This is a genomic window from Anaerobium acetethylicum (assembly GCF_900096945.1).
Classification (GTDB): domain Bacteria; phylum Bacillota; class Clostridia; order Lachnospirales; family Lachnospiraceae; genus Anaerobium; species Anaerobium acetethylicum.
Window position 1 is genome coordinate 1 of sequence record NZ_FMKA01000043.1, and the last position, 21,110, is coordinate 21,110.

General features: G+C 44.5%; 15 protein-coding genes and 2 pseudogenes. 1 reads left to right on the plus strand and 16 read right to left on the minus strand.

Annotation, left to right across the window (positions count from 1 at the left end):
* Positions 1-140: 140 nt before the first annotated feature.
* Positions 141-1,433: an extracellular solute-binding protein gene (locus BJR36_RS18000; protein ID WP_169823773.1), complete on the minus strand. Its 1,293-nt coding sequence runs from the start codon at positions 1,431-1,433 to the stop codon at positions 141-143.
* 157 nt (positions 1,434-1,590) lie between these two features.
* On the minus strand, positions 1,591-3,930 hold the full coding sequence (locus tag BJR36_RS18005; RefSeq protein ID WP_091236824.1) for a glycogen/starch/alpha-glucan phosphorylase: 2,340 nt from the start codon (positions 3,928-3,930) through the stop codon (positions 1,591-1,593).
* Between the two features lie 528 nt (positions 3,931-4,458).
* Between BJR36_RS18005 and BJR36_RS18010 the strand changes: the two genes are divergently transcribed.
* Positions 4,459-5,457 (plus strand): LacI family DNA-binding transcriptional regulator, encoded by a 999-nt coding sequence (locus BJR36_RS18010; protein ID WP_091236825.1) that lies wholly within the window; start codon positions 4,459-4,461, stop codon positions 5,455-5,457.
* 2,764 nt (positions 5,458-8,221) lie between these two features.
* On the opposite strand, the pseudogene BJR36_RS21240 reads toward BJR36_RS18010, so the two are convergent.
* From BJR36_RS21240 to BJR36_RS18075, 14 genes and pseudogenes are all read right to left on the minus strand, one after another.
* Positions 8,222-9,418, minus strand: a pseudogene (locus tag BJR36_RS21240) (alpha-amylase family glycosyl hydrolase); the annotation flags it as partial.
* Positions 9,419-11,035 (minus strand): annotated as a pseudogene (locus BJR36_RS21245) (pullulanase X25 domain-containing protein); the annotation flags it as partial.
* Positions 11,036-11,401: 366 nt separating this feature from the next.
* Entirely contained in the window at positions 11,402-12,607 is a 1,206-nt protein-coding gene (locus tag BJR36_RS18020; protein WP_091236827.1) for a DHHW family protein, read from the minus strand.
* Positions 12,608-12,639: 32 nt separating this feature from the next.
* A complete protein-coding gene (locus BJR36_RS18025) occupies positions 12,640-14,007 on the minus strand; it encodes an MBOAT family O-acyltransferase (RefSeq protein ID WP_242875656.1) in 1,368 nt (455 codons plus the stop codon).
* Positions 14,008-14,061: 54 nt separating this feature from the next.
* The gene (locus BJR36_RS18030; protein WP_169823774.1) at positions 14,062-14,583 is read right to left on the minus strand and encodes a DUF4358 domain-containing protein; all 522 of its coding nucleotides are present in this window, start codon (positions 14,581-14,583) and stop codon (positions 14,062-14,064) included.
* A gap of 2 nt (positions 14,584-14,585) precedes the next feature.
* Complete coding sequence (locus BJR36_RS18035; protein ID WP_091236830.1) at positions 14,586-15,137, minus strand: hypothetical protein; 552 nt, start codon at positions 15,135-15,137, stop codon at positions 14,586-14,588.
* Positions 15,127-15,675, minus strand: a complete 549-nt coding sequence (locus BJR36_RS18040) for an RNA polymerase sigma factor (RefSeq protein ID WP_169823775.1) — start codon at positions 15,673-15,675, stop codon at positions 15,127-15,129. Before BJR36_RS18040 ends, BJR36_RS18035 begins: the two co-directional genes overlap by 11 nt.
* A 204-nt stretch (positions 15,676-15,879) precedes the next feature.
* Positions 15,880-16,356, minus strand: a complete 477-nt coding sequence (locus tag BJR36_RS18045; protein ID WP_207648908.1) for a GyrI-like domain-containing protein — start codon at positions 16,354-16,356, stop codon at positions 15,880-15,882.
* Positions 16,357-16,567: 211 nt separating this feature from the next.
* Positions 16,568-16,837, minus strand: a complete 270-nt coding sequence (locus BJR36_RS18050) for a MerR family transcriptional regulator (RefSeq protein ID WP_091236833.1) — start codon at positions 16,835-16,837, stop codon at positions 16,568-16,570.
* A 244-nt stretch (positions 16,838-17,081) separates the two neighbouring features.
* A complete protein-coding gene (locus tag BJR36_RS18055; RefSeq protein ID WP_091236834.1) occupies positions 17,082-17,564 on the minus strand; it encodes a DUF2798 domain-containing protein in 483 nt (160 codons plus the stop codon).
* Between the two features lie 238 nt (positions 17,565-17,802).
* A complete protein-coding gene (locus BJR36_RS20450; RefSeq protein WP_091236838.1) occupies positions 17,803-18,489 on the minus strand; it encodes a plasmid pRiA4b ORF-3 family protein in 687 nt (228 codons plus the stop codon).
* Between the two features lie 251 nt (positions 18,490-18,740).
* Positions 18,741-19,541: a nucleotidyl transferase AbiEii/AbiGii toxin family protein gene (locus BJR36_RS18065; RefSeq protein ID WP_091236835.1), complete on the minus strand. Its 801-nt coding sequence runs from the start codon at positions 19,539-19,541 to the stop codon at positions 18,741-18,743.
* On the minus strand, positions 19,534-20,166 hold the full coding sequence (locus BJR36_RS18070; RefSeq protein ID WP_091236836.1) for a DUF6088 family protein: 633 nt from the start codon (positions 20,164-20,166) through the stop codon (positions 19,534-19,536). The genes BJR36_RS18065 and BJR36_RS18070 overlap by 8 nt, the downstream gene beginning before the upstream one ends.
* Before the next feature lie 264 nt (positions 20,167-20,430).
* On the minus strand, positions 20,431-21,110 hold a 680-nt coding region (locus BJR36_RS18075), incomplete at its 5' end, for a DUF3427 domain-containing protein (protein ID WP_139133578.1).

The following is a 21,110-nucleotide window of genomic DNA, read 5'->3' on the forward strand; positions in this document are numbered from 1 at the left end:
TCTCGTACACAAAATTTCTTCTTTTTTTCCAAAATCACCAATATTCAATTTTCAATCTACATTTGCATCTTTTGATTCTAACTCCGAGAAGTTATATACGAAAAGGGTGCTGCATCACTGCAGCACCCTTTTGTATAATGCTACTTCAAAGTCGTCAGAATGCTTTCAACAAATGCATCCAATGCTTCCTGCATATTCTCTTTCGTTATTTCTCCTGAGTATACGCCGGCTCCAAATGCTTCTGCCGGTGTCCAGAAGTTGCCCATCTGAGCGATTGTCGACTGAAGGGTCGCATGGCCTGACTGTTCGTTGAGTGCAACCACAGCTGCATTCGCTGCCACTGCTGGATCTTCAACAAGATTGATGTTTGTAGGCGCAATGCTTCTTGCCTCAAAACGGATCTTCTGGCATTCTTCTCCGCCAAGGTACGCAGCAAGAGCCTGTGCAGCTTCCGGATATTCCGAATTCATGTTTACGCCAATGTATTTGAAGTCAGCAAATGAGCTTAACTGTGCTTCTTTTCCGTCCAATGTTATAGCAGGAAGTTTTGCAGCACCATAGTTTTCTCCAAGAGCTTCCTGGATTGCTGCTGCTTCCCATGTTCCTGAGCAGTATGCTCCGAGTTTGCCATCTGCAAAAGCTGTGAGTGCATTTCCATCCGAAAACATCAGGAACCTGTCGCTTGTTGCAAGATCGACCAGATAGTTTCCTACCGCCAGGCCTGCCGGACTGTTGAAGGTACAGTCTGTCGCATCAAGTCCGTCTTCACCAAACAGTGTGCATCCTCCTGCAAAGAAGAAAGCTGCGTTATACCAGCCGTTGTCGAGATCGATGGAGAAGTTGTCAACATCAGCGCCCAGATCTTTTGCCATCATTGCATCTAAGGATTTCACTTCGTCTTCCGTGAACTTGCTCTTGTCATAATATAAGAACCATGAGTTCGGAGTAAATGGAACCGCATAGAGAAGGTCATCAAAGGTAGCTGCTTCTATGGCTGCCTCGCCGTTTGATGCGATGATATCATCCGCATAAAGGGTCAGGGGTGCAAGAATGCCGTTTTCTACCAGCTCTGCAGTCTGGTCTGATGCGAACATGAATACGTCTGCACCTGCTGCTGCATCTTTGTTCAATTCAGTCTTTGCATCAGCTTCTGAAACAACGCCATATTCGAAGGTGATATCCCATTCCGGATGTTCTTCAGCGAACTTGTCGCACATAGCCTTTAAAATGCCTTCGCTGTAGCTGCCGTTAGCAGCCTGTTCTTCCTGAGGTCCCCACACCTTTAAGGCTACTTCTGTTACCTCTGTCACTTCTTTCGTCTCTTCTGCAGTGTTTGTGTTATTATCAGTATCATCCTTGCCGCAGCCCATCAGGCTTGCCCCAACCATTGTCGCCACTGTCATCAATGTTACGATCTTTTTAAACTTTTTCATAATTAACCCTCCTGTTGTTTTGTTTACCGCCAGTCCATCAGCCATTTCTGAGTACGAAAAATCTGACAGCTGCCTTTATTGTAATATGCACTAGTGTGCTGTATCATTGACCTTTACTTAAACAGTGATACAGCACACTAAACACATTCAATACATCCTAAAGCTTCCATATCTCTTTCGCGTATTCGATTACTGCCCTGTCTGAAGAAAAAGTTCCCGCGTTGCAGGTATTTAAAAAGCACTTCTTCCTGAACGCTGTAATGTCCCCGAACTCCCTGTTGGCCTTAAGCTTTTCATCGCAGTATGCCCTGAAATCATGCAGGATGAAGTAGTTGTCCGGCTTATGCCAGCTTGCGCCTTCCAGAAGCGAGTCATAGAGTTCCTTGAAAATACCCGTTCCGCCGTCATCCAGCTTTCCATTGATCAGCATATCGACCACCGCGCGGACTCTTTTGTCATTTTTATAGATTTCCTTAGGATTGTAGGTGTCTTTGATTGCGTTTATCTCCTCGACCCTCGCCCCGAAAATGTAATTGTTCTCTTCGCCCGCCTGTTCCACGATCTCGACATTTGCGCCGTCAAGAGTTCCAAGGGTCACGGCCCCGTTGAGCATGAATTTCATATTCCCTGTTCCGCTGGCTTCCGTTCCCGCTGTTGATATCTGCTCGGAAATGTCCGCAGCCGGAGTGATTTTTTCTGCATAGGATACATTGTAGTTCGAAACGAACACGACCTGCATCCTGTCTGCAACTTCCTTATCCTGTGCAATCATCCTTCCGATCTCATTGATGAATTTGATGATGCCCTTTGCCCTCTTATATCCCGGTGCCGCTTTTGCTCCGAACAGGTAGACGGTTGGGGTGAAATCCTTGATTCGTCCGTCCTTCAGCCCGAAATAAGTGTCCAGAATAGAAAATGCATTCAGCAGCTGCCTCTTATATTCATGCAGCCTCTTGATCTGGACATCGTAGATGAATTCCGGATTCATGTCTATGCCTTCCATTTTCTTTACGTGCTCTGCCAGCTGTCTCTTTTTCATCTTTTTTATCCGGTCGAACTCCAGGATTACGGTTTCGTCGTCCTTCCACTTCTCCAGCTTCTTGATTTCCGAAAGATCGGTTATCCATGCATCTCCAATTTTTTCAGTTATAAAATAGGAAAGTTCAGGATTCGCAAGTGCCAGCCATCTTCTCTGGGTTATTCCGTTCGTCTTGTTCTGGAAGCGTTCCGGATAGATCCTGTACCATTCCTTCAGCACATCATCCTTCAGGATTTCCGTATGGATCCTGGCAACCCCGTTGGTAAAGCTTGTCGCGTATACCGCCATCCTTGCCATATGGATCGTATTTTTATCAACAATATTGTACGGAGCCAGCTCCGCTTTGCTGATTCCTTTTTTTCTTAAGTCCTTCACCAGTTCCTTCTGGATTAGCTGGATATAGGTGTATACATTTGGTATTACAGCCTTATACAGTCTGACAGTCCATTTCTCAAGAGCCTCGCCCATGACTGTATGGTTCGTATATGCAAAAGTGCTGCGAGCTATCTGAAATGCTTCCGGAAATGTCAGATTCTCCTGCTCGACCAGGATCCTGATCAGTTCAGGTATGGCTACCACCGGATGCGTGTCGTTCAGCTGGACTGCATAGGCATTCGGAAATTCTTCAAAACTGCTTCCGTGCGTTTTCTTGAATCTGCTTACCATGCACTGGAGCGAAGCGCTTGTGAAAAAGTACTGCTGCCTGATACGCAGCTTCTTTCCTTCATCCGTTTCATCGTTGGGATACAGGACCGCCGAAATCCTTTCAGCATCATTTCTCTCTTTTACGGACTGGTCGAATTTATTCGCATTGAACAGGTCAAAATCAAATGAACAGAGCGGTTCCGCCTGCCACAGCCTCAGGGTATTGATCGTAACAGCCCCATAGCCTATTACCGGCATATCATAAGGTACTGCATATACCTCCTGGTCAGCGAAGGATACCTTTACCTTCTCGTCTTCCTTCCTGACCGACCACGGATCTCCGCAGCTCTGCCAGTCATCAGCCGTTTCCTTCTGAAAGCCGTCTTCAAAATACTGTTTGAACAGGCCGTATCTATATCTGATCCCGTATCCGTCCAGCGGAATATTCTGTGTGGCCGCAGAATCCAGATAGCAAGCTGCCAGCCTTCCAAGCCCTCCGTTTCCAAGCGCCGGATCTTCAATGTCCTCCAGCAGGCTGATGTCCATATTGTGCTTTTCCAGATACTTCTCTGTCTCTTTTAACAGCCCTTCACTCAGCAGGTTATTGTGGATCAGTCTTCCAATCAGAAATTCCGAAGAAAAATAGCATGCCCTCTTCTTCTCTGTTCCTGACTGCGCCTCCCACGTCTTCCTTATGTGCCTGACTGCGGCTTTCGAAATGCTCTGGTACAGCTCCGATGCGGATGCCGTCTCCGGTCCCTTCTCAAAATCCACATCTAAAATTCTTTCAATACTTTTTTGAAATTCGCTCACTTCAAATTCTCCCTTCTGACTTACGCTTAAAACCTAGCCAGCAGTATTTTTCTTGTAATGTTTCGTTTTTTTTCGAACTTCATATACTATATAAATACCACTTCTGACTCAATTTGTCAATGTTGTTGCCTTTTACTCTCTTTAATTGCGTCTTTTAATTGTTTTTAGTTAAATTTTCTCACTATTCATTGTTGTGTTTTATCATTTCTCCTGCTAACGCGCTCCCTGCTCCCTCTAAAACTTTCGTTGTTTATTTTCGAAATATTTCGCATTTCTATAAACGAATTCTATCACGGTATTTTTTTGTTGTCAACACAAAAACGATGCCATATAACCGGTTTTTGATTTTTTCAGCAATATAGTTCAGTTTACCTCCCTTCATTTTGTCTATTTTTCCTTTACGAAAGGTCCTCTCTTGTAAAAATTCACCCTTTCGTGTATACTAAAATACGAAAATCAGCAAAACAAAACACCAATCACATAGATAACCGAACCATTACCGAAATTTCATCATAGGGAGATTAACAAATGACTACTATAAAAGACATCGCCACTAAACTCGGGATTTCTACAAGCACCGTATCAAAAGGCATCAACGGCGCCAGCGACATCAGCGAACAGATGCGCCAGCTGGTACTCGATACCGCACTTGAAATGGGCTACATCCCAAAAAGCATGAAAGATATTTCAAGAAGAAAAATCTGCATTCTGATTGAAAACATGAGCTATGAAAACATCGACCAGTTTGGATACGAAATCATTGAAGGCTTTAAAAGGGCCGCCTCAAAAAAGCATATGGACGTTACGATTATTCCGACGAACCTCAGCATGAAGTCAAGCAGGCGGTATGACAGTTTCATGTTGAAAAATTCCTATAGCGGCGCATTCTTTCTTGGCCTGACGCTGCACGACGATTATATGGCGCAGCTGATTCAGACCAGGGTTCCCACAGTCCTTTTGGACAACCAGATTGCCGGAAATCCAAACGTGGCTTATATCGGCACCGAAAACCAGGAAGGCATAGATGCCGCTGTCAGCCATCTCGCAGAACTGGGACATAAAAAGATCGCATTTTTAAACGGCACTGAACATTCCATGGTTACAGAAGAGCGCCAGAACGCCTTCACTTCCTGCATGGAGAGCCACGGCCTCATCCCGGACGAGAACCTGATCCGCTACGGCTGCTTCCTTCCCGACTGTGCAAAGGACCATGTTCCGGGATTCTTAGAGCATGGCGCCACAGCGGTCATGTGCGCCAGCGACCTGATCGCCTCCGGAGTGATCAACGAAGCTGCCAGGCTCGGATACAGGGTTCCTGAAGATATCAGCGTGATCGGCTTTGACGACCTTCCAATCGCCCAGTATCTATCGCCCCCTCTGACAACCATCAGGCAGGACCGGACTGCACTCGGCCAGAGCGCCCTCCTTGTGCTTGACAGCCTGATAAACGATCTGTCGATCAGCAAGCTTCTGCTGCGCCCCAAATTCATCGTCAGGGGATCGACGGGACCATGTAAAGCGAAATAAACTGCAGCAGGAATGGCTGACTGAAACCCTGTAAAACGATTCAGGGCATGACTTTCACAGCCACAGAAAAGGCTTATGTATAGAAAAAAATTCGATTTCGCTGAATAAATCAGGAAGAAGTGCGGCCAGAAAACCGGCCGCACTTCTTCCTTTTATGATTCTATCTGATGATTTCAAAAAAGCCCTTTTATTTCCAAATAAACCAGCTGAATTCCTGTGGTAAATTACCCAGCACCTTTTTCAGCTGTTTTACCACATTTGATGAATTCATTCCGAACTCTGACTCCACCCAGTTCCAAAATTTCTCCACCGGGTCTGCTGTCGGATCTGTCGTTGGATCTGTTGCCGGATCTGTTGTCGGATCTGTCGTTGGATCTGTCGTCGGATCTGTCGTTGGGTCTGTCGTCGGATCTGTCGTTGGATCTGTCGCTGGATCTGTCACTGGATCTGTTGTCGGATCTGTCACTGGATCGGTCACTGGATCTGTTGTCGGATCTGTCACTGGATCGGTCACTGGATCTGTTGTCGGATCTGTCGCTGGATCTGTCACTGGATCTGTCACCGGATCTGTCACTGGATCTGTCACTGGATCTGTCACTGGATCTGTCACTGGATCTGTCACTGGATCTGTCACCGGATCTGTCACTGGATCTGTCACTGGATCTGTCACCGGATCTGCCACATCATCGCTCGTTTTGGTAATGCGGATTACGGTAGTTGCGGTCATCTGACTGCCGATTCTTCCGGTATCCGTTAACCAGGTCATCGCTTTTGTTTCCTCTGTCGGCTCTGTATGAAGGATAAATTCGTTGACGCCTTTTTTCAGCGGTATGTTATCAAGTCTGACGATGCCATATTCGTTTAATGCTCCGGCTTTCATCGTATTGATATCGACTCCGTTTACCGTAAACATTCCTCCGAACGGAACACTTGCCTGAAGGTTAAAGGAAGCTTCTTCTGTTGCATATTCGATCGTTTCACCTTTGTACGAAATACGCGGCACAGTAATCATCATCGGCATATCTACCCATCTGAGTACATAATCATCAACCAGCATCTTGTTATCGCCCTGGTTATTGACAGTCAGACTCATGTTCGTCTCTGTTGAACTGTATCCATAGTTTCCAGGAGAAGTGATGTCATTTTCTATATTGCTTGCCAGAGCTTCTGTTTCCCAGGTGCCCCTTGTATACTTATACTGTATTTTCTTTCCGGTCATCATTTTGAATGTATATTCTACAATATTGCTGTCCGTTGCACCGCTAGGCTTCTTTAACTGCCATCCGGATGCGTTCCAGCCGTTAGCATCACATGCCGCATAAATATTATCCGTTGCCGAAGGCAGGACATTTGCCGGAATATGAAGTCTCAGCGTGACATCTACCATTGTCAGCTGCGGCATTATGCTTATTGTATTGGAGGTCGCTCTTGCATAATCTGCATTGAACGCATCTACACGATAGCTATACTGCGTATCGTTACTTACCGAATAATCCGTGTAGCCGGCTGTATAGACCGTTCCTCCATTTTCCTGGATTTCGCTTAAACTCTCTGTTCCCAGGGTTGCTATTCTGATTTCTACCGGATTGACCGCATTCGTTTCTGTACGGTACACATCAAATCCTGCGATATTATCCTTTGAGCTTACGCTCCAGCCCAGCGTCACCCTGTTCGATTCCTGATTAGGAGCCTTAAGAACCGGTGCAACAGGCTCCGCCAGGACCTTCGTCAAGGTTGCAGCCATCGTTGCTTCCTCTGATTCCGTATAGGTATACCCATTGTTGACAGACGCTTTTGCAAAATAATAGTAAGTTCCTTCCTCTGTCGGTTCAAAAGAAGCCGTGTAGGATTTGCCGTCGACAGTGTCCGCACTATAATACAGTTCTGTCTCTTTTGCAGTACTGCGGTCAGAGCCCGCTTTATAATATGCCAGGGCAAACTTCAGACCAGGTACTGTTTTATTTGCATATTCCGCATTGTCCGTCAGACCGTCAATTCTTATGTTCACAGTCGTCTGGCCAGTCTTTACGCCAACCCCTATATCAATCGGATCCAGAGCGGTTGGTTTGCTGACCGACTGAATCTTATAGCTTGGCAGAGCAGTCGCAGTATTGCTGTTCACGCTCGCAATACCTCCGTCAACCGTCTTCACATAATAGTAATATCTTGTTCCATTTTTCACAGCGGTGTCTGTATAGGTGTTCGTTACAACCGCTTCCGTTGTCAGTAATTCTCCTTCCATTCCTTCCAGCATCGTGCGATATAGCAGGTATCCATCCGCACCTTCTACCGCATTCCAGGAAAGTTCCACCGCACCTGTTGCTCCTTCGATGGCTGTCGCTGCAAGATTCGCCGGTGCTGAAGGAAGGGCAGTAAGATCGGTTGTAGAAACCATCATCATACCGGTATAAGCCGGAACAGTCATAACCAGCCTGCCCTGTGTTACTGTTGCTTCCATATTGCTTCCCAGCTGGTCCTTAAGGACAATTCCATCCGGAAGAAAATCAGTTACATCTGCCGTAATATCTACAGCCACATCCGACTTGTTAATAATCGACATGCCGCCCTTCGTTGCACTCTTTCTTGCATAGGCGATGACATCACCTTTCGCATAAGCAGTCTTAAGATCTCCGGTTGCAAATAAATCCTTGTTCCCATTTCTTACTTCGGCCGCTTTTGCATAAGCATCGAACAAATCGCCATAAGCCGCATCATATTCAGCTGAAACGGTATAGGTTCCGTCCGCCGCCTGTGCCACTCTCTCCCAGGGGAAGGTTCTTCTTGAATCCGGATCTTTCGTTCCGGTTACCCCGACTTCATCCCCATAATAGATGGTCGGTGCGCCTGGATAGCTCATCTGAAAGATTGCAGTCAGCGCCTGAAGCTTAATTGCCCTTGCAGATGCTTCCTGTGCAATCCTCGTATTTTCTTCTTCCCAGGAAGGGTTATCGATCTTGGTGATATTTCTAACGGTATCATGAGAATCCACGAGGTTGAGCATTGCCTGCCATGCCTCTTCCGGATAATTTTCCCTGATGATTTCAAGCGCGTTATCAAGGTTTGCTGCATCACCGTTATTGACAATGAAGTTCTGAATCGCAGCCCTGAATTGATAATTCATAACAGAGTCAAACGTATCTCCGAGCAGGTAGTGTGTCGCAACTCCCCATTCTTCGCCCAGAATAACCGGTTCGTCAATCGTATTTCCATTGGCGTCGATTCTGCCCGCAGCCGATTTTACAGAACGCCTGAACTGCTTCCATGTTTCATAGGATACGTCTGGGGCAACATCAAGCCTCCAGCCGCTTGATCCCATCCACAGCCATCTCTGCGAATTCACGTCCTGCATTGCAGCCCCGGCCGCTTCGTCAGTCAGGCCTGCCAGATCATAACCGATTACCTCTTCGCGGTAAGTATCATTATTATACTCGTGGGCACCTGCGATGGATGCATTCGAATCATTGCTCAGATTCGTAATTCCTTCCGTTTCAGTCGCAATGACAGGAAGAGAATCGTATCCCCACCATCCTTCATATGCATAGTGCGTATTTCCATCCCCGCCAACAACCTTATTCTGTCCGATTGTAAACCAGTTGATATAACAGAAATCCTCTTCGGTATAATTCGTGCCGGTGGAAGGATTGATCAGCGCCTTGAATTCTGCCCTTACTTCCGCTTCAGCTGCCGCAAGCCTGTCGGCTGAAGCGCCTTCTCCGGCTTTGTCATAGACGTTGCTCCAGAACTCATAAGCACCAATTTCCGGATACTTCCTGTAACGGTCAAAATAGATGGAATCATCACCTACGTGATTGAATACGCCATCACTGATCAGATCGATTCCCAAATCGTCACAGACATCCGAGAAGTTCTGGTACACTGCATCGGAAGCCTGCTTGGTAGCTGCATAATTCAGTCCGGAGGCAGGATCTCCCAGCGTGTTATATACCGGTTCCCCAAACATTGGATCCAGGTGTCTGTAATCCGTTGCATCATACTTGTGGTTCGATGCCGCCCAGGATACCGGATTCAGGTAGATCGCCGTCACTCCGAGTGTCTGCAGATATCCCAGCTTCTGCTGAATGCCTTCGATATCTCCGCCATAGAATTCATTGCACCATACCCAATCCGTAGTTGCATTCGGATAATAAGGCTTGTTTGCCTCTGTTGAATGTCTTGGATTCTCAGGCAGAGTGGACCATGCCGTTCCGTCAAATAACTGAACATCATCTCCTCTTACACCATCCACATTTTTTGCGGAATTGTTGGTGCTGTCGCCATCATAAAAGCGGTCCGGGAAGATCTGGTATACCACTGCATTCTTCATCCAGTCCGGCGTCTGATAGCCCGCATCATAAACCGTCAGGTTATACGGTGTCTGTCCTTCTGCCGAAACTGCCCCCGTACTGCCGCTCACACCGTCATCTCCATATTCTGCTTTGGTCACACCATCAATCAGGATAAACTTATACCCCCATACCCCAATTTCAGTAAATTCACTCTTCGGCACGGTAACTTCCCAGTAATCCTTATTATCCAGCACGGCCACAACTGCCATATTATATGCTTTGGATATCCCGCTGCCATTGATCAGTTCCAATTTTACCGACTGTGCATCATTTACATTGGCAGCAATGCGGAATGTCGCATCTTCCGCCCCCTGTCTGATTGCGCCGAACGGCTTTTTATAGACCGTGGACTGGCTGTCGAAATACAGTCCTGTTCTGTCGATCATCCCGTCATAGATCAGGTCTTTCGGCTTATAATCATGCACCAGGAATTTCGACGGTGCAAAACAATCAATCGAAAAAGTCACGTTCGCCGAGTCATCTGTAATTCCAAGTTTCAGATTCCCCTCTGGCGAACCATAATTCGGAGCATCCCAGTTGTTCCCAAACACAACCTTGCATTCGTAGCTGCCTTTGTTGATGGTTCTTTGCAATTTGTATACGCTGTTATTAAAATAATAGTCTACAAACATCCGCTTTGCAGCACCAGGATTCCAAACGATCCCGTCACCATCACCAATCGCCGTCTGCAGGTCGCCAACTAATCTCGGCCATTGTTCCTGGGATAAAACCGGCACATATTGGTTGATGCCAACACCACCCAGCGTGCCGATATTCGTTCTAAGCTTATCATTTCCCTGCATTTCGTCATTGAGATAAAAATTGACTTTCGTCTTTTCTGATAAACTCATTGAAAAATTGCTGCCATTATTACCAAGACAGCCGTCCCATCCTCCATTTCTGGTGAACTTGAACTCATAATATCCGGCTTCGAGCACCATGGAATATGCATAATATTCTCCCACGATATGGCTCATCACCGTTTGGGAATTCGCCGGATCCCAACTATCAAGACCTGCGAAGTCCCCAGTCACTCTCCAAACCGAATTTCCACCCGGTTGATTTTCGAAAACATCCGCAACTATTCCAGTTGCATCAGATTCCAGGATTGTTTGTGTCCCAGCAATTTCCGTTGCTTCAGCACTGACAAAACTGCCCGGAATAAAAGACAAAATCATCGTCAACACCATGAAAATACTGATACTTCTCTTAGCTCTGTAAAACTTTAACATAATTTCCCTCCTTATGATTGAATCATGGGCATTATTATAGCATTTGATTCAGACAATAGGAACCGTTTTTTCGGATTATTTTTCGAATTATTTCGCAAATATTTCTCCGTATTTTTGGTACATGTGCTTAATTGCAAATTTATCTTACATGTTTTTTAGATATAATCACCAATTACTCCTTGTAAATTTTGTTTTATTCGAATAGACCCGGATTCAGCCTGTTCGCGGAAGGAATCTGACCGGCATCTTCCGATTTCGACTCCCGATAGCTGGACATTTCAAATTTCAGGACAACAAAAACAGCCCTGAATTGCTATGCAAGACAGGACTGTTTTTTTCGACTCAATGAATGACTTCACTTTATATCTATTTCATGATCTTAGCGATATTGATGTCTTTTGCGAATCCGATCGTACTGTACAGCACAAGGATATCCGTTATCTCATTCTCTTCAATGAGCGCTTCAATCCCGGCGTGATAGTAACGCAGATCCACCATAAAAGTCTTTTCAAAATGGTTTGCCGCAAACGGCACAAAGGAATTCGCAAAGGAATCCTTTACCACAAGAAGCCTCCTCCCGTTATTCTGATTGGTCCGGATTTCAACGATCCCATAATTCCCTCCCATGAAAACCGCATATTTGTCCTTTCCCTCCAGTTTTTCATAGTCATACAGGCTATCCGACCTGTCAGTAAGATTATAGATCAGCTGATACCCCATATCCTCCTTCACCTGATACAGATAAATATCATCCGGCTTCACATTCACACGAAGCTTTGCATGTATGGTTCCGTAAAACCGGTCCGATGCCAGATCAATCTCAAACTTCTCTTTGCCAAAGGGCTTGATCCCGACCTCCTCTGCCCACTGCACATAAGCTTCATATGCTCCCGCTGTTGTCCAGTGGTGGTCCGTCCTGTAATAGATATACTCGTCCCGGTGCATCCAGAAGGTGTCTCTGAGATCAATGAAACTATGTTCCGAAAGGGATTCTGACACCCGGTCCATGTAAGCGCCCTGGTCATACCCCGTTGCAAAAGGCGGCAGCTTATCTGGCAGTATCTCCGATGCGGTGGGAACCAGCATGACTTTGATGCTGCCGATGCCAGTCGTTTCGCCATATTTTTCCGCATAGTTTTCCGCATGTTTTTCAGCATACTTTTCTGCATATTTTTCTGCATATTTTTCTACACACTTTTTTACAAATTCCGCTACATACTCACGATTCTCTTCCGCCTGCTTTTCCGGGACGTCATCATAATCATGCCTCTCGATCAGATAGCCGTCTTTGGCAAGATATACAGAATGAATATCCTGCTTGAAGATCGCTCTCTCCAACATTGTTTTCATGTGGATCCACTGTTCCCGCATGACAAACTGGTCGCTGACATATGCATCGATCCCGTCCATATACTCCCCGTCCACAAGCTTGTCGAAAGAGAACTCCGGCATTTCTGCCAGATATCGGTTTTCATTTTCCGAAAACACTTTTTGCGGCTGAACCAGATTCCATATAATCAGGCCGGCCCATGCCAGGAAAACCGTATAGAAAAAAATTTTATTAAACTTCAATTCCCTCTCTCCTCATCCAGCCGTTTTCCACCCTAAAACCTGAAATACAAAAACGGATTATACGTACTGTCCACCAGATAGGCGGTGCAGCCTGCAAAAACAAGCACATAGGCGCAGGCCGTGCATGCCATGACATGGGGTCTGGATGTTTTCTCAACCCTGTCCAGCACCGTCTTGAAATGGGGTGTGGAAAAATAAGCGGCCAGAACAAAGATAACCCCGTAGCTCAGCAGATCATAAAACGCCCGGTCATTATACAGAGGCACGCCCTTAAGACCAGCCATCCCCAGAAGATAATCCCTCATCAGGGCAAGGTCTTCAAAATAAAAGATGACCCAGCCTGCCATTACCAGAAACAAGGTATAGACATGCCGGAATACAGGCGGCGCCTTTTCCAGCAGCCCCAGCAGGAAATACTTTTCGGCACTCAGAATCAGGGCAAAATACAGCCCCCATATGAGGAAATTCCAGGATGCTCCATGCCATAAGCCGGTCAGAGCCCATACAACGAGCAGATTTCTGAGATGCCTCAGCTTCGATCCCCTGTTTCCTCCAAGGGGGATGTAGACATAATCACGGAACCAGGCGCCAAGGGTAATATGCCAGCGGCGCCAGAATTCGGTGATGCTCTTTGCCGTATACGGAAAATTGAAGTTCTCATCAAAATGCAGTCCGAACATCCCCGCAAGACCGATTGCCATATCAGAATAGCCCGAAAAATCAAAATAAATCTGGAACGCATAAGCCAGTATGCCAGTCCAATAGGAAAGGACCGAAAGCTCCGCCGTTCCTCCGGCGATCTGGCTCCACAACAGCCCCACATTATTCGCGATCAGGACCTTTTTTGCCAGCCCCTGGATAAAGCGCCGCATTCCCCTTGAAAAGCTGTCCCTTGTCAGCCTGTGGTCATCCAGATCATCTTCCACCGTCACATATCTTACGATCGGGCCGGCGATAATCTGCGGAAACAACGTGGTATAGGCAAGATAATTGTAAAACTTCTTTTCACAGCTTGTCGTTCCCCGGTAAACATCAATGGCATAGGATATGGACTGAAAGGAATTAAAAGACACTCCGATCGGAAGAATGATCTGGACAAATGGCGATTCCATGCCAAACAGTCCAAACAGGTTCCCCAGCAGGAAATTCGTATATTTGAAGAACAGGAGGACGCTCAGATTCCCTGCAACTGCAACCAGCATGAAGATCCGGCGCTTCCTTTCATCGTTGCGATGCTTTTCCATTAATTTTGCACAGATAAAATCCTCCACCGACAAAAAGAGCATCACCGGTATAAACCGGATTTCCCCCCATGCATAGAAGACGAAACTTGCGATGATCATTACCAGATTCTTCAGTTTAGCAGGAGCCAGAACATAGATCACTAATAAGGCCGGCAAAAAATAGAACAAAAAAGTCAAACTGCTGAATACCATGTCATTCCCTCGCTGCTTTTATTTGAACAGTCCCGTGAAAGCCTGGACTCCCTTTTCCACCTCATCTTCTGCGAACTGCTTTGCCTCTTCTTCCGGCATATCCATATTCTCATTGATCGCCCCTACAAGAAGAAAACATACAAAATCCCCCTCAGCAACCACCTTCGTCGCATGAATCTTCGGCAGGTTCATGGGATACTGCATGGTATCGCCAAGCTTCCTCTCCCTTGCCGCATTCAGGGCATCCTCCACAGCTTCTGCCTTTCCTTCTGCCGCTTCTACCACAACGACCCGGTCTGGATGCATGCCGATCATAGGCTGTTCCGCCTTGACCTCTTTGTACATATCCGGGGTCAGCCCGAATTCAGACTCCAGAAATTCCGCAGGAATCTCCGTATTAGGCAGATACTCTTCGCCATACGCTTCTTTTATTGCATCCATTATTTCAGCAGCCGTGACATCCGTTCCCGCTTTGGAACATCCTGTAAACAAAGTTGCCATCACTGCCATAGCCACTAACATCAAAACCAGTCTTTTCATCATTAACGCTCCTTCTTTCCTTCATTTTCCAAGCCAGTCAGTCTCTCTAACTCTATTGTTTCCCCGTATTGATTTGTGTAGCTGAGATGATCCGCATCCCCGATGAAAACATCCATGACCGATGTGCCGCCAGCGTCTGCGTCCACAAAAACGACAGCCGACTGCCCTGCCGACAGGCCGGCCGCTTCCAGGTCCGCAACGGGCAGTCCCTTCAGATCATTTCCAGAGGATTTAAAGCTCCTGGTGATGTCCACCACCATCCCGCCATTGTCATCCCTCGCCTCAACCTCTACGATATCCGATGCCTGTGCGATTAATTGCTCAGAAAAATCCACCATTCTGACTTCATAAGCTGCAGGCGTGGCGGCATTCTGATCATCGCTTTTTGTAAAGCGATTAAGGAACATGGCCGAAAACGCCAGCACCAGAAACCCTGCCGCCATGCCCGCATATTTCACATATCTGGCTCTTTTTCTGATCTTCGGAGGCTGATCGGATTCCGCCTTCTCTACTTTTTCATAAATGCCGTCCAAAAACTCACGATCAGATTTCATAAGAAAAACCTCCCCTCTCCAGACTCTGTTTCAGACGTTTTTTCGCCCTGTGTGACAATACTTTAACGGCTGATACCGATTTGTCCATCACCTTAGCCGTCTCTATCAAGGAAAAACCATGAAAATCAATCAGCAGGATCACCTGCCTGTATTCCGGCTTTAATTCATTTAAATATTTTCTCAGATACGCGCTCTCTTCTTTTTTGAAAATCAGTTCTTCCAGAGTAGCCGCATCCGCTATATCAAGCTCATCCAGCGATGTATGAGCATATTTCACTTCCTTCCTTATAAAATCTATAGCCCGTCGTTTACCCAGCATAAACAGAAATGTCTGAAAAGCATATTCTGGACAGTACTGCCCCGGTTTCATATAAATATAAGCAAAAACCTCCTGCGCAATATCCTCCGCTACCTGATAGCTTTTGACAGACTGCATGATAAAATAAACCAAACTATGACGATGTCGTATGACAAGCTCTTCAAAGGATGAGATGTCACCCTCTAAAAAGGAAGCATACAGAGTTTTGTCAGAAATCATTTGAAGTGCACCTCGTTTGACTTTCTTTTGTTTGATACCCGTACACTGACACATTGGTATCTTGACAATTGTCAGTGTGCCTGTACACTAGTTATTCGTATATTATCGGAAAAAGTTACACTATAAACAAGGAAAATATGAATTTATTTCATGGCAGAAAAATAGTGCGCTGCCTTGGCAGCGCACTGGGGGCTGAACAGTTGTTTATTTTGTAATAATCGGAATCTGGAGTTCGGTCAGCCACTCTTTGGGATCCTCTTTATTCCAGATGCCATCGATATAATTCTCCCGCGGAGAATCCGAAACCGTATATCCATTCTTTTCAATCCAGTCAAATGCAAATGCGTAAGCCTTTGAAAGTTCCGAGTACGGACCTTTGTGCATGACCGAGACCGCCTGGACAGAATCCATCTTCTTAAATACGATGTCGTCAAAATCCTCTTCCATCGCTTCCACTGCTTCGCAAAACTCGATATTGATATCCTTTTCCTTATATTCCCCATCCATATATCTGATGAAGCAATATTCCGGTTTTGCACATTTCAAATCCGGATATTTTTTTGTTACCTGTTCTCCAATTGCCGGAATCACGTCAAAATAGGCGTCATAATTCGGAACAGTCAGCCTTTTGGAATAGACAATGCACTTTGGCAGCTCCTTGATCGTAGCGATATAATCCATAAAAAAATCCTCCTTGTTTTGTAAAATAAATTCAACCTGGGCTAATTGTGCAGTCATATCGGATAACTGATCCAGTATTTCCGCTTTTCTTTTCTGAAGGATGAACTCCTCATTTTCTCCCGGTAACTATTCAGGACTACGTCCTTCATAGTCACAGATGATGCACACAAATTGCAAAATCAGCAATTTGGCGCACGCATGTCTCGGGTTTTTATGCAAATTCAGCATAAAAACACCTCGCGCGACAGGGGTTCTGAACAGTTACTTCTCCCGACACAATAAGCTTGATCTCTTCGATCGACAATCCAATCTGCCTGAGCGAATGGATTCTGTGCAGCTCCATCAGCTGCCTGGTCGTATAAAAACGGTATCCAGTAAGCTCATCCACTTTCTCCGGCTTAAGAAGGCCAATTTCATCATAATAGCGAAGGGCCTTTACTGTTGTTTTGCTCATTTTTGAAAATTCACCGATCCGATACATCTGTTCACCTCTTTCCCTGTAAATTCATTTTAAGGCCTCCCCTAACGGGAGAGTCAAGCATCTTTTTACTCTTTTAATAGGTCGGGAGTGTCCCACTTGTTCCCATAGATTTTCCGCATATGTTTTCCCCATTTTAACACATGGCAATCCCGTTTTCAATTTTACAGCATTCTTCATACTCATACTTTGCTCCGAAGAAAAAAACAGCCCTGAATTGCAATGCAAGACAGGGCTGTTACAGACATTATATATTTTGTTGTTTAATTGGTTCACTTGCAAAGAAAATACTCCTGAACATCCATCTTCCCAACGGTCCGGCAACGAAGATCTGCCAGCCTAATGCCATCGGAAAATTGATCAATGTCGTTTCCAGCCAGACTGCAACCAGCTCTTTCCCCGGATTCTTGAAAAGAATGGTAGCCACCATGCTCATCATGGGACACATCAGGCACACGATCATTGCCGAAATCGCCAACAGGATAAAAATCGGCTTGTCATCAGGCGATATGATCCGGAAGGCTAACTGGGACGCAAGCCTCTCAACCACGAACAATTCCAGAAGAATTGCCACCGGCCACATAAGAAGCAGCTCATGAAAGGCAATCAGGAATATACTGTTGCTCATCCCGCCCTTGTCTAAGGCAATATTGAAGCAAATCATTGCATAGACCATAAGAAAGGCCATAATCATAGTAAAAATAACGTTTTGAAACTTGTTTTTTGGCATAATTGAAATCTCCTTTTCTGCATAACGAGCATCTGAATATACGTGTGTTGTTCGTTATCAGCGCTTTTATCGCGCATGTGTCGTTTCCAATTAAACCAGCATATTTATATAATTTTTTTGCAACCGTTTCCGATTGTATCACAGAACTGCGATGCTTGTAAATGTTATTTTTAACGATGGGGCAGTAATCCCGGCGGGCGGAGCGGAGTCGGGATTTTTTCTGCTGATCCTTCAAAGATCATTTACCGCAGCATTTCTTGTATTTTTTCCCGCTTCCACAAGGGCACGGATCGTTGGGGTATGTTTTCACTTCTTTTACAGTCGGTTCCAGGTAAATATCTAATTTTCTGAATTGATCTGTTCCAATTTCATCAATATTTCTAATAATTGCCTTTCTCTCGCCAATCAGATTGAATGTTTTTTGTAAATATTCGTTTATGTCACTCAGTGAATATTCGTCATTTAATGCCGATCTTATACCATATTCCTCTTCGTCTTCCTCATCAAATTCCTCTTCCCATGACCCGAAGACTCCTCCGCTATCCTCCTGAAAATTTTCACCTTTATATTTTTTTACCTGGGGATAGGAATACGGGTATTCTTCAATTTCTTTTTCAATTTCAATCCTGTGAACCCAATTATCACCATAATCATAAGTGTAATAGAACCACTTAACGAATCCCAACAGATTCTTCACTCTGATGTTTTCGCACATCTCCTCATCCCCAAATGGTGCTGCTCCCGGTATTCGAACATTAATCTTCGGAAAATAAAAATCATGCAGATGGGCATTCTCCCAACCAAAAACGGCTTGAATCACTTCATGAAGTTGTGCAAAATTAATATATCCCGGTACCACAATCCTTCGCCAGACTAATGGACTGCTGTCTTTTATAATTATTTTAAATTGTAATCCTTTTCCCATGGTTTTGGTTCCTTTCACGTCTGAATTTTTCGTTTTTTTATGTCGTCAGCTACTCATACTATTTCAATATTGTCCAAACAACTCCCGAGCCCTGCTGGTTACACCAATGATGATATAGTCAAAGTGCTACGGACTGAACTGAGTGCCGAGGGACCAGGACAGCATCTTCGTCGGGTTAACATTTCTGACGTCGAAGGCACTGAAGTAGGTTTTACCAGTGCTCGTGTCAATGGTGTGACAATAAGTTTTATTTAAATTTTAAATTCAACAACTCTTTTCAGTAAATCTATATCAATAAACGCATTCTCTTTAACCTCCGTCTGGCTCATGCAATATAAGTCATAATAATGCCTCGAATATCTTGTAGGCAAATCTCCCGATACCCTATTGGCTTCTTTATGTAGAATCGTAATCTTTTCCCAAAACGTCCGTTCTGCCGTTACTGTACATACAGATGTACTAGGCTTATCGAATAATTGTGGATACTGCTCCGCTGCATAAGAAGTGATAAGTACATCTTTTGCTGGAGTCCATGCTGCCAGAGCACCTATCTCTAATCGTATTTCCTGTAATATTGACGGATTATCGAATATCTGTGGATATACGAAATCTACTGTTTGCTTATCTTTAGGATTTATATAGAATTTTATATCCGTTCCTAATTCTTCACCTATATCATTCATTAATTCAGGTATAAATTCTTTTTCCAAAAAAATTGCCGCATTTTCATTTGCTTTCTCATTAAATAAGTCTTGTTGTGTATTCGATCGTTCTAACCAAGGCTCTTCCAACTCATACCCAATCAATCGCCAGTCAAGAATCAAATCTATATCCTCTGAAAAACGTTCTATCAGATTATATGCTTTAGAAAGACTTGTTCCACCTTTGAAGGCAAATGATTTGCTCCACTTGCATCGGTGAAACAAATAATCCAGCATATAACATACCCAAAAGTCTTTTTCTATAATCGCAGGCGGCATTTTCATTTTCTTCGCAGTATTTCTAAACAATTCCTCTAGCTCTTCTTTACTTAATTTTGCAACTTTATCCATTCATTTCTCCTTGCAATCTCTCTCGAATTATTTTTTTAATAACATCATATATCCATGCAGTAGTCCCCTTTGCTTCTTCCATTATTTTACGCTTATCATTATCCGTTAAAACAGACTTTAAAATATCAATTTCTCTTTCAGTCACTTTACCTTTTCCAATTGCTCTTATAGCCTGAATCGTCAGTGCTGTGATATAAGATAACCCTGATGTTTCTTTATTGGATATATGTTTAAATTTGATTTTAATATCATCATATTTATACTCCTTATATGGACCATCACTTACATATAGCCACACAGCTGGAACTTGTGTAGATAATTTTAAAAGATTTAAAGCGGTGTCTCCGGCTGGTGCTATAGACCAATTGTAATTTCTAGCAATTGCATATGCAACTTTCTCTGTATCGGTAGCTACAAATTCATTTAGCAACTTACTATACCGTGGTTTTTCATACACACCACGCATAATTCTCTTGATTTTATTTTCTTCCATTAATCTAGCCAAAGCCATATTAATTGCAGGGACAGTTGCTATATCTGCGAAATCAGATGTAATAAATATCGTCCCATCTGCCATTTCATTGATTCTATCGATAATTGCCTGATTATACTTTGGTCTTTCCATAAAACAAACCTCACATTCTTTTCGTTAGAAAAAGTATATAATTTTTCTAACGAAATATCAATATAATTTTTATTACGGATACTCCAGGGGTATGACATACGTACAACCCTACTGGCCCTGGGCTTCAAACTAAGAAATGTTGCCCTTATCAATAACAGCCGCATTTTAAACAAATTATTATGATGATTAAGTTCTTCCGAAAACCCTATATACGATTCTCCCATTTCATCTATTTTATGCTGTGCCAGGATATCTTTTCGCTTATCATGTCGTCAGATACTCATACACATCTTCCCTCACCACCGTATCCAAATGATACATGATCTCAAACGCATCATCCTTCGTAGCCTCCATCGTGATTGGATTGGGTTCCCCGACAGCATGGATTTCGCCCAGGAAATAAAATTCCTTCGATTCCTTATCATCCTTCGATTTTCTTACAAAAAGATAAATCCGGTTGCCCTCTTCCTTTGCATTGTAAATATGGACAGCATCGTTTGATGTGATTTTCCTCGGATGCTTCGACAGTGCGATCAGCTTCGACGGCGACAGGAACCTGTCCTCATATGCGATGCTGCCTTCGTCCTTCACATAATTAATGAATACCGGCATGGTCCTGGTCGTCTTGTCATAGAAATATCCGCCGATATTCTGTGCGTTCATATTTTTATCCCAGTTCAGCAGACGACAGACATCCTCATAGGTATATTTCTGGTAGAGTTCAAAATTGGTATCCTTATACCGGCGGGCGTACATATTCTGGTACCTGCGGATTCCGTACTGGATAATCTCCTGCACCATCTCGCAAAATTCCCTGTTATTTAGATGATTTTCAAAATCCGATGCAATGTAAACGTCAAACCATCCGCCTGACGATAAAGTTAACGCCGCTTGATTTATAAACGGCGTGGTTTCCTGCATTCCTCTGGAAGCTGGTCTGACCA